Source organism: Kribbella sp. NPDC004536, from assembly GCF_042873835.1.
GTDB lineage: Bacteria > Actinomycetota > Actinomycetes > Propionibacteriales > Kribbellaceae > Kribbella.
In genome coordinates this window covers 169154-183319 of the sequence record NZ_JBIALY010000005.1, presented here as the reverse complement: position 1 = coordinate 183319, position 14166 = coordinate 169154, and the positions used below count along the sequence as shown (strand labels likewise).

The 14166-nt window shown below is 67.2% G+C and carries 10 protein-coding genes; 3 read left to right on the top strand and 7 right to left on the bottom strand.

The features are described from left to right. Window positions 1-193 precede the first annotated feature (193 nt). The 7 genes from ACFYRU_RS36805 to ACFYRU_RS36775 form a co-directional block, all read right to left on the bottom strand. Window positions 194-1132, bottom strand: coding sequence for an NAD-dependent epimerase/dehydratase family protein (locus ACFYRU_RS36805; RefSeq protein ID WP_387667854.1), 939 nt, complete (start codon window positions 1130-1132; stop codon window positions 194-196). Window positions 1133-1178: 46 nt separating this feature from the next. Beyond that, entirely contained in the window at window positions 1179-2597 is a 1419-nt protein-coding gene (locus ACFYRU_RS36800; protein WP_387667851.1) for a serine hydrolase domain-containing protein, read from the bottom strand. A gap of 36 nt (window positions 2598-2633) precedes the next feature. Beyond that, window positions 2634-8282 carry a pullulanase-type alpha-1,6-glucosidase gene (gene pulA, locus ACFYRU_RS36795; RefSeq protein ID WP_387667849.1) on the bottom strand — a complete coding sequence of 1883 codons (5649 nt, stop codon included), beginning with the start codon at window positions 8280-8282 and terminating at the stop codon, window positions 2634-2636. A gap of 72 nt (window positions 8283-8354) precedes the next feature. Beyond that, entirely contained in the window at window positions 8355-9077 is a 723-nt protein-coding gene (locus ACFYRU_RS36790) for an NAD-dependent deacetylase (protein ID WP_387667846.1), read from the bottom strand. Beyond that, the gene (locus tag ACFYRU_RS36785) at window positions 9074-9628 is read right to left on the bottom strand and encodes a GNAT family N-acetyltransferase (protein WP_387667843.1); all 555 of its coding nucleotides are present in this window, start codon (window positions 9626-9628) and stop codon (window positions 9074-9076) included. The genes ACFYRU_RS36790 and ACFYRU_RS36785 overlap by 4 nt, the downstream gene beginning before the upstream one ends. Before the next feature lie 13 nt (window positions 9629-9641). Beyond that, complete coding sequence (locus tag ACFYRU_RS36780; RefSeq protein WP_387667841.1) at window positions 9642-9854, bottom strand: sulfurtransferase TusA family protein; 213 nt, start codon at window positions 9852-9854, stop codon at window positions 9642-9644. Further along, window positions 9851-10966 (bottom strand): cysteine desulfurase family protein, encoded by a 1116-nt coding sequence (locus ACFYRU_RS36775; protein WP_387667839.1) that lies wholly within the window; start codon window positions 10964-10966, stop codon window positions 9851-9853. The genes ACFYRU_RS36780 and ACFYRU_RS36775 overlap by 4 nt, the downstream gene beginning before the upstream one ends. Window positions 10967-11060: 94 nt before the next feature. Here ACFYRU_RS36775 and coxB point away from each other — a divergent pair, with 94 nt between their 5' ends. The 3 genes from coxB (at window position 11061) to ACFYRU_RS36760 (ending at window position 14067) form a co-directional block, all read left to right on the top strand. Next, window positions 11061-11948, top strand: coding sequence for a cytochrome c oxidase subunit II (gene coxB, locus ACFYRU_RS36770; protein WP_387667838.1), 888 nt, complete (start codon window positions 11061-11063; stop codon window positions 11946-11948). A gap of 119 nt (window positions 11949-12067) precedes the next feature. Further along, window positions 12068-13675: a cytochrome c oxidase subunit I gene (ctaD, locus tag ACFYRU_RS36765; RefSeq protein ID WP_387668507.1), complete on the top strand. Its 1608-nt coding sequence runs from the start codon at window positions 12068-12070 to the stop codon at window positions 13673-13675. Then, window positions 13672-14067, top strand: coding sequence for a cytochrome c oxidase subunit 4 (locus tag ACFYRU_RS36760; RefSeq protein WP_387667836.1), 396 nt, complete (start codon window positions 13672-13674; stop codon window positions 14065-14067). The genes ctaD and ACFYRU_RS36760 overlap by 4 nt, the downstream gene beginning before the upstream one ends. Window positions 14068-14166: the final 99 nt, after the last annotated feature.

Here is a 14166-nt window from a genome sequence, read left to right as displayed (position 1 = left end):
CGCCGTGGAACGACACCGCCGCGACGGCGGTACCGCCTCCCCTCTCGGACCAGTCCTGCCGTCACCGCCGGCAGCGGAACCCTAGGGGCGCCCCGCCGTGGCGGCGGGTCCTGTTCAGTTCAGGACCCGCCGGTTTCCGCCGTCGTCATCGCGTGTAACGCCGAAGTAAAGAAAACCTCTCACCGTGTGGGCCTCACAGCCCTTCGCGGAAACCTTCGCGCCAGGACGCGTAGCCGGGCTGCCAGTCGAAGGTCTTCCGGGCGAGGGTGTTGTCGGCGCCGCGGATCTCGGTGAAGGCGGCCACCCCGACGTCGCCGACGGCGAGGCGGCCGAGCCACGACGGGATGTGCCGGGGCGGCTTCGCGCCGAGGATGCGCGCGAATTCGGGCAGCCAGACGGCCGCCTGCGCCGGGTCGTCGTCCGCGATCTGGAACACGCCGGTGACGTCGCTCTCGACCGCCTTCACGGTGGCGGCGGCCGCGTCGTCGTAGTGGATGAACGACCAGACGCCGGTACCGTCGCCGATGATCGGCAGGCGGCGCTTCTGGACCAGCTCGACCATCGAACCGCCCTTGCCGAGGTCGGCGGTCGGGCCGTAGAAGTTCGCGTACCGCAAGGCGATTCCCTCGAGCCCTTCGGCATTGAGTACCGCGGACTCCAGGTGCTTGATCGCGGCCATCGTCTGCCGCTGCGCGGGCACCGGGTCCGGGTCGAGCGGGTCGGCCTCGGTCCGGGTCGCCGGTCCGCCGTGCTGCAGGTTCCAGCCGGCGTACGACTGGACGACGAACCGCCGTACGCCGGCAGCTTGTGCGGCGGCGATCAGGTTGTCGACACCGGCAGTCCGCAGCTTGTTGGTCAGCGCGAAGCTGTCGTCGAAGTGCTTGAAGTCGATGCCGCCCTTGAGTGCCGTCATCTGGTGGACGACGACCTCCGGGCGGACCGACTCCACGGCGGCGCGGACCGCACCCGCGTCCAGACCGTCCGCGAGTACGACGTCCGCGCCGGACGCGCGCACCCCGGCCGCGCCGGACTCCGACCGGATCATCCCGGTCACCTCGTGCCCGGCCGCGACCAGCTGCGGTACCAGTGACCGGCCGAGTCCGCCGGTCGCTCCTGCCACCAAGACCTTCATCTCATCCTCCGTCGTCGTGATTACGACCCGGAGGACACGCGGCGGCTCAGCCCTGTGACATCGGCTCGGAAACTTCCTCGAACTCGGTCGGCCCGAAGGACACGTTGAGCTTCCCGGCGACGGTCATCCGGCCATCGGCAGCAGGGTCGACGCGGCAGCTGAGCGTCGCGGCGAACGGCGTCTCGACCCAGCGGAACGTCGCGACGAACGCGTCACCGTCGCCGTACGCGCTGGTCAGAATCCGCTCACCGGTGTCCGGGCCGGCATCGGCGACGGTGCCCTGCGCCGTCTGCTCGCGCCAGGGGCCGGCCGCGCAGACGAGGTCGTGCGAGCCGCCGCGCGGGTCCTCGAAGGTGAACGTCCCGGTGCCGTCCGCGTCCAGCCGGACCTTGGTCAGACCGGTCGCGTTGCTGCCGGTGAACCGGTACGTCTGCCCGTCACCGGGCGCGGGCGCCGCACCACTGGGCGGCGGTAGCTCGAGCTGCGACGGCCGCGGCGTCGCGGGGACGTCCTTGCCTTCCAGCGCGGGCAGCAGGTACTCCCACGCGGTGTTCAGGATCGCCTGCATGTCGCTGGTCGAGCTCGTGGTGACGAGCACCGCGTCGTACTCCGGGAACACCAGGACGAACTGCCCGAACGCACCGTCGGCGCGGTACGTGTTGTGCCGACCGCGCCAGAACTGGAAGCCGTACCCCTGCTTCCAGTCCGGGTTCTCCTCGCTGTCGTTGGGGACCTGCTTGGAGGTAGCGGCCTCGTACCACTCGGCCGGTACGAGCTGCTTGCCGTCCCACTCGCCGTGCTGGAGCAGGAGCTGCCCGAAGCAGGCCAGCGACTCGGTGTTCAGGCTGAGCCCCCAGCCGCCGACGGTGATGCCTTCCTTCGATATCTGCCAGGTCGCCTCGTCCGCGCCGAGCGGCTCGAACAGCCGCGGCCGCAGGTACTCGAGCAGGTTCTCGCCGGCGAGCCGTTGCAGGATCGCCGACAACATGTACGTCGCGCCGCTGTTGTAGACGAACACGGTGCCCGGCTCGTGCTCGACCTCGAGGCCGAGGAAGACCTTCACCATCCGGCGGTCGCGGCTGAGCGCCTCGACGGTGTCCTTCGAGTGACCGGTCGTCATCGTCAGCAGGTGCCGGACCTTCATCGCGGCCAGGTTGTCGCTGATCGTCTCGGGCAGGTCGTCGGCGGTGAAGAACGAGATGACCGGGTCGTCGATCGTCAACAGCCCCGCGTCGACCGCGAGCCCGATCGCGGTCGACGTGAAACTCTTCGACACCGAGAACAGCAGGTGCCGCTCGTCGGGCCGGTACGGCGCCCACGCGGCCTCCAGGACCACGTGGCCGTGCCGCACCAAGGTGACCGTCTGGATCTCCGGCTGCCCGGCGTCCAGCGCTCCGACGAAACTGTCCAGCGCGGCGGCCGACAGGCCCTGGGCTTCTGGGGTACTCCGAGGAAGTCTGCTCACCAACAGCACGCTATCCCTTCGTCGCTTCGGTGTGCTCTAGTGCTGGACCAGTACGGCGACCGTTCGCGGCGGAACCGTTGCCGTGCCGGTGCCGGACGACCAGGTCGTCTGCTTGACCACCGGGTCCGAACCGGCGGCCTGTACGGGCGACAGGGTGAGGTTGGCGCCCGCCAACCCCGGCACCTGCTGCGTCACGGCAGCGTTCGTGGAGTTGAACACCACCAGGACCCCCTTCAACGCAGGGTCGACGTCGGCACCGACGGTGTCGTCGATCCGCATCGTGATCACCCCAGGTGTCGTACCGCTCACCGGGAACGTGAGCTTCTGGTTGATCAGCGCCGCGGTCCCCAGCCGGAACAGGGGAGTGGAGAACCGCAGCTTCAGCAGATCGGCCGCCGCCGCGGATGCCGTGGCGACATCGGTCGCGGACGGCTTCAGCGCCGGGTTGGCGAGCAGCGGCTTCATGAACGGCCACTTGGCCTCGTTGTCGGCCTTCGGCGGCAGGCCGTGGCCGAAGCCGTTGTCCGCGCCGGTCCAGTCCAGCGTGTTGAACCAGTCGCCGGAGTCGTACGAGTTCCGGTCCAGCGACTTGCTCCGCAGCAGGTCCGCGCCGGCGTGCCAGAACGACGGCGTCTGCGCCAACGCGGTCGTTGCGAGCGACAACGTGTTCATCCGGATCCGGTCCGGCATCGGCAGGTCGGCCGGCAGCTTGTACGTCAGCGTGTCCCACAACGTCTCGTTGTCGTGGGCGTCGACGTACGTCACCACCTCGTCCGGCTGGTCCGCGTACCCGGCAGGCGTGCCGTTGTAGTCGACCTGGTCGCCGCGGACGTCCGCGCCCGAGGACACCGACTTGAATGTGAACGACCGCAGGTTCCCGGCCAGCCCGAGCTGGACCAGGTCGGTGTCGTGCGCGAGCCGCTTCGCGCGGTCGGCCGGCGTACCGTTCACCGCGGCGCCGTTCGGGTCGCTCGCCTCGCCGGAGCCGAAGCCCTGGATCCGCGGGTCGTCGTCGAACGGCCCGCCGCCACGGACCGCGTCCCGCAGCCGGTCCGAGAACGTGCCGATCCCGGTACCGCCGAGGTTGCCCTGCCGGGCCTGGACGAACAGCGCGTCGTTCGCCACCTCGCCGAAGTTCCAGCCCTCGCCGTACAGGTAGATCGACTTGCCGTCGACGCCGTCCTTCGCGAGCGTCAGCTTGTCCAGCGCGGCGCGGACCTTCAGCATGTTCGCCTTGGAGTGGTGGCCCATCAGGTCGTACCGGAAGCCGTCCACGTGGTAGTTGCGCGCCCAGCTGACCGTGCCGTCGACCATGATCTTCTCGGCCATCGCGTGCTCGGTGGCGATGTTGCTGCAGCAGGTCGAGTTCTCGACCTTGCCGGTCGCGTCGAGCCGCTGGTAGTACCCGGGCACGATCTGGTCCAGCACCGACGTCGGCGCCTCACCGGCTGCCGGGGTGTGGTTGTAGACCTGGTCGAGTACGACGCGCAGCCCGGACTTGTGCAGCGCGCCCACCATCGTGCGGAACTCGGCTACCCGTGGCAGGCCGTCTTTCTGTGTTGCGTACGACCCCTCCGGCGCCAGCCAGTGGTACGGGTCGTAGCCCCAGTTGAAGCCGTCCTTGGCAGCTACTGCGGTCACACAGGCTTGCTGCTGGTCGGAGTCGGCCGGCAGGGATTTCAGGTCACACGCTGGGGTCTGCTGGTTGGTCTCTGGGATCGAGGCGATGTCGAAGGTGGGTAGTAGATGCACGGTGTTGAGTCCGGCGGCTGCTAGCGAGCGCAGGTGTTTCGTACCGTTGCCGTCGTCGGCAAACGCCAGGTAGGTGCCGCGGTGGGCCGCAGGCACTGTGCTGTCGTTGATGGAGAAGTCCCGTACGTGCAACTCGTAGATCGTCGAGTCGACACCGCGCTCGAGCTTCGGCGAGGCGGTGTTCGTCCACAACGCCGGCTTCCCCGCGGGATCATTCAGATCAGCCGCCACCGAGTAGGTCGAGTCCGTGGTGAGGGCCCCCGAGTACGGGTCGGTGACAACGTTCCGCTCCACCTTCCCAGTACTAGGCGAATAGACCGTGACCTCAAAGCGGTACGAATCGTCCCTCCAAGAGCGAGGCCCAGTGATTACCCAGGACCCATCTGGGTTGCGGTGCATCCCTACAGCAGCTCCACCGATGAGCAGGCGGACGGTTTGGGCTGTGGGGGCCCACACGGTGAAGGTGGGTTTGCCTGCTTGCCACGTGACGCCGTAGGAGCGGTTGACCGCGGCGCTGTACACGTCGTCGAGCACACCCGGGATCTGTACACCAGTGGCATCCAGCAGGCGGCCTGTGTCGTCGTACTGCGCCAGCCCGAGCTGCCCGGTGAGGATCTTCTCCACGTCGGCATGGTCGAGCCGGAGGGTCGTGTAGCCGGGCTTGACCTCCGTCGGGTCGTAGCGCAGCGCCGCCGAGGAGCCACCGATGTCGTCCGCGTCCACCTTCAGCGAACCGGTGTCCGACCAGTGCAGGCGCCAGCGGTACCGCTCCGGGTGGTCGACGGCCGGTACGGCGAGCGTGTCCCGGTTGAGCCAGTACGCCTTCGCCTGGCTGAGGTCGGGATGCGCACCCGGCTTGGAAGTGGTCACCGTGAACTGATGGGTCGCGAGTACGTACGAGAACGTGACGACCAGCCCGTCGCTCGGGACGACGACCGGCACGTTGTTGGCGGGGTAGCTCTCGTCCCAGGACAGGTTGTGCGCGACCTTCGCCTCATAGTTGCCCGCCTTCAGTTCGCTGGTGGACCACGTGTAGGTCCCGTCGCCGTCCTCGTCGGTCAACCAGGGTCGCATGCACGCCGGGTCCCAGTCGGCCGAGCAGCCCAACGCCTTCTGGTACGAGCCGGGCGCAGTGATGATCGGCCCCTGCGCACTGGACGTGACGTAGTGCCGCCCCTGCTCGTAGTAGAACGTGACTGGTCCGGCTGGTGCGGTGTAGGAGATGTTGGCGCCGTTCTGCACGCCGCCGGCTCCGTAGTTCACGTCCCAGGTCTTGTTGAGGGCCGCCTTGTACGCGTGCTCACCGGCCGGGATGGTGTACGTGCCCTTCCACACCTTGTCGTTGGGGTCCAGCTTCAGCTGCGCCTGGTCGCAGTCCGGCGCCCAGTCCGCTGCGCAGCCCATCTCGGTGTTGTGGTCGCCGGGTACGGACACGTTGTCCGGCTGTACGACCGGTCCGGTGGAGCCGCCGCCACCTGGTGCAGGGGCGTCACCGACAACGCCGTACGACCCGGACACCGAGTAGTTGCCCGACGTGTCACGTAGTACCGCGCGGTACTCGAGCAGCGTTCCCTTAGGAAGTCCGCTGACGTCCTGGAAGACGCGGTACGGCGCGTTGTCGTCGGACCCGAGCCGCTTCCATTCCGTCGTACCCACGGGCCGGTAGCCGAAGGTCACGGTGGCCGGTGTGTTCTCCGGGACCGCAGCCGCGATCTCAGCCCGCCCGCCGACGGTCGCACCGAGCTCAGGTGAGCTCATGTAGACGTTGGGCGCCTTGGCGCGCGGCGGGACCTTCGTCTGGGCCTGGTACACAGTCACAGACAGCGGGCCTTGGCTGACGGCCACCCTGCCTTCACGGTCGGTCTTCACAGAGCTGCTGCCGCCGTAGATCGGCTTGAGCCAGGTGTTCTGCCCGTACGTCGCGACCGTCGCGGACGCTGCCGTCTTCGAGTTGTTCGCCACCACCAGGTACTCGACGTTGTCGCTGCCCAGGCGGCTGAACGCGTACAGCCCGTTGCTGTTGGACGCGTACCTGTTCACCTGGCGTCCGTCCGCCAGGGCCGGGTACTTCGCCCGCAGCTGTGCCAGCGCCGCGATGTGCTTGTACATCGGTGCGTTGACGTCGTACCTGTCCTTGCTTCCGATCGTCGTCGTACCAGTGCCGTCGACAACCTCGTCGTCCTGGTAGTCGGCTGTCTTGGTCGCGAACATGTCCTGTCGCGCGTCCTTGTCGCCGCCCGCGCCTGTGAAGCCTTGCTCGTCGCCGTAGTAGACAACCGGCTGCCCGCGCGTGAGGTACATCAAGGAATGTGCCAACTCGTCCCGTGCGAGCAGGTCCTGTCCTGACGCACCGCCCTGCTTCAAGAACGTGCCCACACGCCCCATGTCGTGGTTGCCGAGGAACGTCGGCAGTTCGTACGCATTGGAGTCCGTGTCGGTGTAGTAGTCGTCGTCCGCGTAGAAGTCTTGCAGCTTGGTACCGGAATCGCCCTTCGCGTACGCCACCGCGTTCTGCTGGAACCCGAAGTCGAGCGTCGCCTGCAGGTCGCCCTTGGTCGTGTACGTCGACATGAACTGCGGGTTCGCGTCGAACACCTCGCCGAACATGAAGAAGTTCTTCGCGCCCGCACCTCGCGCCGCGGCCAGGATCGCCGGCGAGAACTTCTGCCAGAACTCGATGTTGACGTGCTTGACGGTGTCGATCCGGAACCCGTCGATGCCGAACTCGGCCCAGGTCTTGTAGACGTCGATCATCCCGTCGCGGACCTTCGGCTGCTCGGTGAACAGGTCGTCCAGGCCGGAGAAGTCGCCGTACTCCGCGCTCTCGCCGGCGAACGTCGAGTCGCCGCGGTTGTGGTACAGCGTCGGGTCGTTCAGCCAGGCCGGCACCTTCACGGTCTCGTCGGCCTTGGAGTGGAAGATCGGCACGTTCGGGAACGACGTGTTCGGGTCCAGCGCCGGGAACGTGTCGCCGGCCGCGTACTGCTTGTCGTCGAAGACGTTGCCCTGGGCATCCTTGTACGGCGAGGTGGCCTTGGAGATGTAGCCGTGGTTGCCGGACTGGTAGTCGATCACGTCGGCGGTGTGGTTGGTGATGATGTCGAAGAAGACCTTCATGCCCTTGCGGTGCGCGAGGTCGATCAACCGCTTCATGTCCGCGTTGGTGCCCAGGTGCGGATCGATCTGGGTGAAGTCCGTGATCCAGTAGCCGTGGTACCCGGCGCTCACGTCGGCGCCGGAGCCCTGAACCGGGCGGTTCTTGAACGAGGGCGTCAGCCAGATGGCCGTCGTACCCAGTGACTTGATGTAGTCGAGCTTCTGGATCACACCGGCCAGGTCGCCGCCGTGGTAGAAGCCCTTGTCGGTCGGGTCCAGCCCGGTCTGCAGCCGGTCGCCGGTGAGACCGCCGGCGTCGTTCGACTTGTCGCCGTTGGCGAACCGGTCCGCCATCAGGAAGTAGAAGCGTTCCTTGGTGAGGCCCTGCCGCAGGCTCGGCGTGGCGAGCGTCTTGTCGGCCGCCGTCACGGCCGGCCCGGCCAGGTCGACCGGCTTCACCGTCACGAGGTGGCTGGTGTCGTTGTAGCTGAACTCGAGCTTCGCCGGGCCTTCGATCCGCAGCGGGATGTTCGGCCCGTTCAGGACGCCGCCGGCGCCGTAGTTCTCGTCCCAGCTCTTGTTGACCGTGACCTTGTACTCGTACGAACCGGCCGGTACGTCGAACACCTTCGTGTACGGCGCACTCGCTCCGAGGCTCGTCGCGTCGCAGCCCGGGTCCCAGTCACCCGCACAGCCCAGCTCGCTCTGCAGCGAACCCGCGAGCGTGATCACCCGCTCCGCCGCGGCTGCCGCCGGAGCCTGTGTCGGTGTAGCCAGTCCGAGCACTACCACCGCGGCCGCGGTGAGCCCTGCCGTCCAACGCCTGAACCCGCGCATCACGTACCCCTCCCCGGCATCTGATGCCGGGGACGGTAGCCCTCGGGTTTTACCGTGAGGAGGCCTCGAAGGTCACGGTAAGGTCACGAGGTCCGGGAGCGTCGTCTCGATCGGCGTACGCAGCACCGTCGTCGCGTGCTCGTCGTACGGCGTCGGCTGTGCGTTGAGGATCACTAGCGGCTTGCCGGAGTTCAGAGCAAGGTCACAGAGACCTGCGGCTGGGTAGACCTGCAGCGACGTGCCGACGGCCAAGAACAGGTCGGCTGCTTCGGTCGCTGCGACGGCGCGGTCCAGGACCGCTCTGTCGAGGGACTGGCCGAAAGAGACAGTGGCTGACTTGAGAATGCCGCCACAGACCTCACACGCCGGGTCCTCGTCCCCGGACTCCAGCCGGGGCAGTACGTCGGCCATGGGGAGCCGGCGTCCACATTGCAGGCAGTCGACGTACCAGACCGTTCCATGCAGTTCGTGGACAAGCTCTGGTGATGAGCCGGCCTTCTGGTGCAGCCCGTCGACGTTCTGCGTGATCAGTCCGGTCAGACGACCCTGCCGCTCCAGCTCGACCAGGGCCAGGTGGCCCGGGTTCGGCTCGACCGTCCAGGCCGGTACGGCGAGCCGGTGCTTCCACGTCGCCACCCGCACCTCCCGGCTGCCGACATACTCATCGATGTCGAACATCGCCTCAGCCGCCGGGTTCTTCGTCCACACCCCCTGCGGCCCCCGGAAGTCAGGAATACCCGAGGCAGTAGAGATACCGGCCCCGGTCAGCACGGCGATGCGGTCAGCGTTGATCACGCACCCGACGGTATCCAGTCGTTCGCCAGTACGGCCATGAGGATGGTGTCCACCCATTCGCCGTCCCAGAGCAGGGCGTCGCGTAGTACGCCTTCCTCCTTGAAGCCGGCCTTCTCGTATGCGCGCTTGGCGCGCGGGTTGAACGCGTGGACGCCGAGGCTGATCCGGTGCAGGCCCAGCGTCTCGATGCCGTAGCCGACGATCAGCCGGGTCGCCTCGGTGCCGAGACCGCGGCCTTGCCCCGACGGGCCGATCAGGATCCGGAAGTTGCAGCAGTGGTTGTCCGGGTCCCACTCGTTCAGCACGGCTTCACCGACGACCAGACCGGACGCCTTGTCGACGATCGCGAGGTCCAGCCGGTCGGTCTGGTCCTTGCGGGTCCGCATCCACTCGCGAGCGACCTCCTCGGTGATCTCGCCGTGGCTGCCGGTCAGCCGGGCCACGTCCGGGTCGTCCATTGCGGCGGCGAGCGCGTCGTAGTCGCCCTCGTCCAGCGGCCGCAGGATCACCAGGTCGCCGGTCAGCGTCGGCTTGAACGCGAAGTCGGTCACGCGCCGCAGTGTGTCAGCTGGTCCGCCGTACGACGTACTGGTTTTCCGCGGCTGTCACGAGCTCCTGCGAGCGCATCCGGCACCACGCAGGGATGTCGGTGGCCGCCGCGGGGTCGTCTGCCAGCACTGTGACGGTGTCGCCGATGGCAACGGTCGGTAGCGTCTTGGCCAGTTTGATCACCGGGAGTGGGCAGAGCAGACCGGTGCAGTCCAGGTCGACGTTCACATACCCACCTCCGCCCGGATCCGCCGCACGATCCCGGGCAGGACCTGGCAGAACCTGTCGACGTCGCCGTACGTCGTCTCCCGGCTCAGTGATACCCGTACGTTCCCGTGGGTCAGTACACCCATCGCGGCCAGTACGTGCGACGGCTTCAACGTGCTGGACGTACAGGCGGATCCGCTGGACACCGCAAAACCCTTCGCGTCCAGCGCAGTCACCAGCGCCTCCCCGTCCACATAGAGGCACGAGAACGTGAGGATGTGAGGCAGGCGGTCCTCCGCGTCACCTACTACCTCGACGTCGGCGATGTCCGCGGCCACACGACGCCGTACCTCATCGATCCACGCCCTGTGCTGCTTGTCGAGGTCCTCGGCCTCCGCCAGCCGGGCCTGTAACGCCGCGGCCGCGGCCAGCGCGTTCGGTACGTTCGGGAAGCCGGGGGAGAGGCCGTCCTCCCTCTCGTCCAGCGGCCAGGCCGGGGCGATCCGCGTACCCTTCCGTACCGCCAGCAGCCCGACCCCGGCCGGCCCACCCCACTTGTGAGCACTTGCCGCCAGCACCGACCACGCGCCCGGCACGACCTCGTGCCCCACGGACGCGGAGGCATCCACGAAGAGCGGTACGTCACCACAGTCCTGGGCGATCGCTGCGATCGGTTGCCTGGTACCTACTTCGTGGTTGGCGGACTGCACAGCTGCCACCGCCACCCCAGGTCGCCGTACGGCCTCGCGGAACGCCTCCTGATCCACCCGGCCACGGATGTCCACCACAACCTCGACACCCGCGGACCCAGCACTGTGTAGAACAGCAGAGTGCTCCACAGCGGTATGGACGACGACGGTTCCAATGCGCCGGCGGGCGGCCTGTAGTGCGGCCAGGCCCGTCTGGATCGCGGCTGTGCCGGAGGTGGTCAGGTACAGCTCGTCGGGGCGGACGCCGACCGCGTCGGCGAGCACCGCGCGGGCGTTGTCGAGCAGGAGCCTCGCGGTCCGGCCCTCGTGGTGCAGCCGCACCGGATCGGCCCATCCGGAATCCACTGCCGACAGCAACATTTCCCGCGCCGCCGGGTGCATCGGCTCGGCCGACGCCGCGTCCAGATACGTACGCTCGATCACACCCGAAACGCTAAGCCCTACCTCTCCGCAGGATCGGGGAAGGGGTCCAGTAGTGTTTGGTCGTCAGTCTCACTTGGGAAGGGAAAGGCGCCCCGTGGGTTCGAACGGCACGCCCGGAGTGGAGGAGCGACCGGCAGGTTCTGCCGGCGCCACACGTCCGGCGAAGCGACGCCTGCTGGTCGGTGCGGCAGTGGTGCTCGGCACCACGCTGCTGACCGGTTGTTCGTCGGCGACCACTGAGCAGTGGAAGCGACTCGGTCTGCCCGAGGGCGCATCGGACCGGACCGAGGCGATCCGCAGCCTCTGGATCGGTGCCTGGACCGCCGCCCTGATCGTCGGCGTGATGGTCTGGGGCCTGATCCTCTGGGTCAGCGTGCGGTACCGCAAGCGCAACGAGGACGCCCCCCGGCAGGTGCGGTACAACCTGCCGCTCGAGGTGCTCTACACCTTGGCGCCGTTCGCGATCATCGGCGTGCTCTTCTTCTACACCGTCGAGCACGGCAACCAGGTCACGAAGATGGACGCCAACCCGCAGCACACCGTGAACGTGGTGGGCCAGCAGTGGCAGTGGACCTTCAACTACAAGGACACCGTCGACGGGCAGCAGGGCGTCTGGGAGACCGGCACGCTCGACAAGCCGGCCACGCTGTGGCTGCCGGTGAACGAGTCGGTCCACTTCGACCTGACCTCGCCGGACGTCATCCACTCCTTCTGGGTGCCGTCGTTCTACTTCAAGCTCGACGTCATCCCCGGCCGGACCAACAAGTTCGAGCTCACCCCGACCAAGACCGGCACCTTCGCCGGCAAGTGCGCCGAGCTCTGCGGGCTCTACCACAGCCGCATGGTGTTCACCGTCAAGGTGGTCAGCCGGGACGAGTACGACGCACACCTGAAGGAACTGGCCGCCAAGGGCCAGACCGGAGCCGCAACCGGTGGCGCCGACGCCACCACCATTCCCGGTACAGGGGAGGGCAACAAGTGACCGACTTCGCCGAGCGCACCGGCGCCATCGGTAGCACCACCGCGTTGCCGCGGCGGCGCAGCAAGGGTCAGTTGCTGGTCAAGTACCTGACCACGACCGACCACAAGCTGATCGGGCACATGTACCTGATCACCTCGTTCGCGTTCTTCCTGATCGGTGGCGTGATGGCGCTGCTGATCCGGGCCGAGCTGGCCAAGCCCGGGCTGCAGATCGTGAACGAAGAGGTCTACAACCAGCTCTTCACCATGCACGGCACGATCATGCTGCTGCTGTTCGCGACCCCGCTGTTCGTCGGCTTCGCGAACGAGATCATGCCGATCCAGATCGGTGCCCCGGACGTCGCGTTCCCGCGGCTGAACATGTTCAGCTACTGGCTGTTCCTGTTCGGCGGCCTGATCACGGTCAGCGGCTTCTTCACGCCGGGCGGTGCGGCCGACTTCGGCTGGTTCGCCTACGCCCCGCTGTCGAACGCGGTCCGTTCGCCGGGCGTCGGCGGCGACCTGTGGATCATGGGTCTGTGGATGGCCGGTCTGGGTACGATCCTCGGCGCGGTCAACTTCATCACCACGATCATCACCATGCGCGCTCCGGGCATGACGATGTTCCGGATGCCGATCTTCACCTGGAACATCCTGGTCACGTCGATCCTCGTACTGATCGCGTTCCCGATCCTGGCGGCGGCGCTGCTGGTGCTGGAGGCGGATCGAACACTCGGGGCCCATGTCTTCGACGCGGCCAACGGTGGACCAATACTTTGGCAACACCTGTTCTGGTTCTTCGGGCATCCCGAGGTGTACATCATCGCGCTGCCGTTCTTCGGCATCGTCACCGAGATCCTGCCGGTCTTCAGCCGCAAGCCGGTCTTCGGCTACATCGGCCTGGTCAGCGCGACCCTCGGTATCGCGGTGCTCTCGGTGGCGGTGTGGGCGCACCACATGTTCGTCACCGGCGCGGTGAACCTGCCGTTCTTCTCGTTCATGACGTTCCTGATCGCGGTCCCGACCGGCGTGAAGTTCTTCAACTGGATCGGCACGATCTGGGGCGGCTCGGTGTCGTTCGACACCCCGATGCTCTGGTCGGTCGGCTTCCTGACGACGTTCCTCTTCGGCGGTCTGACCGGCGTCATCCTGGCCTCGCCGGCGCTGGACTACCAGCTGTCCGACTCGTACTTCGTCGTCGCGCACTTCCACTACGTCGTGTTCGGCACCGTGGTGTTCGCGATGTTCGCCGGGTTCTACTACTGGTGGCCGAAGTTCACCGGCCGGATGCTCGACGAGAAGCTCGGCAAGCTGCACTTCTGGCTGCTGTTCATCGGCTTCCACACGACGTTCCTGGTGCAGCACTGGCTGGGCGTCGAGGGCATGCCGCGGCGCTACGCCGACTACAGCCCGAACGAGGGCTTCACCACGCTGAACGAGGTCTCCAGCGTCGGTGCCTTCATCCTGGGCGCGTCGATGCTGCCGTTCTTCTACAACATCTACAAGTCGCGGAAGAAGCAGCCGGTCGGCGTCGACGACCCGTGGGGCTGGGGCCGCTCGCTGGAGTGGGCGACGAGCTGCCCGCCGCCGCGGCACAACTTCGAGAAGCTGCCCCGGATCCGGTCCGAGTCCCCGGCGTTCGACCTGCACCACTCCGAGCTGGCCCTGGCCGAGGTGCCCGCGAGCGGAGCCGGTTCGGACAACCTGCTGGACGACGGTTCCGAGACCGACGGGAAGGACAAGGCGTGAAGGTCGAAGCCTGGGTCTTCGGGATCCTGAGTGTGTTCCTGGTCGTCGTCACGCCGATCTACTGGCTGATGTCGGAGGACCCCACCGGTACCACCGCGCTGGTGATGACGTTCTTCCTGTCCCTGCTGGTGGCGTTCTACCTGAGCGTCACCGCGCGCCGGATGGACGCCCGTCCGGAGGACCGCAAGGAAGCGGAGATCGTCGAAGGGGCCGGCGAGCTCGGCTTCTTCCCGCCGCACTCCTGGTGGCCGCTGTGGTGCGCGATGACGCTGTCAGTGGTCGTCCTCGGCATCGTGTTCGGCTGGTGGCTGTTCATCGCGGGCGTCGGGATCGGCATCATCACGCTGAGCGGTTTCATCTTCGAGTACTACCGTGGTGACCACGCTCACTAGTTGAGACTCGTACGAAAACGCCGTCCGGGAACGAACCGGACGGCGTTTTCGTGCGTCTTGTGTAGTGCGGACGGGTACAGAGGGTTGTGGTCCGTACCA

Excerpts from the sequence above, each read along its gene's own strand:
- ACFYRU_RS36805 (WP_387667854.1), bottom strand. The coding sequence starts at position 1,132 with ATGAAGGTCTTGGTGGCAGGAGCGACCGGCGGACTCGGCCGGTCACTG.
- pulA (WP_387667849.1), bottom strand. The coding sequence starts at position 8,282 with ATGCGCGGGTTCAGGCGTTGGACGGCAGGGCTCACCGCGGCCGCGGTG.
- ctaD (WP_387668507.1), top strand. The coding sequence starts at position 12,068 with ATGTACCTGATCACCTCGTTCGCGTTCTTCCTGATCGGTGGCGTGATG.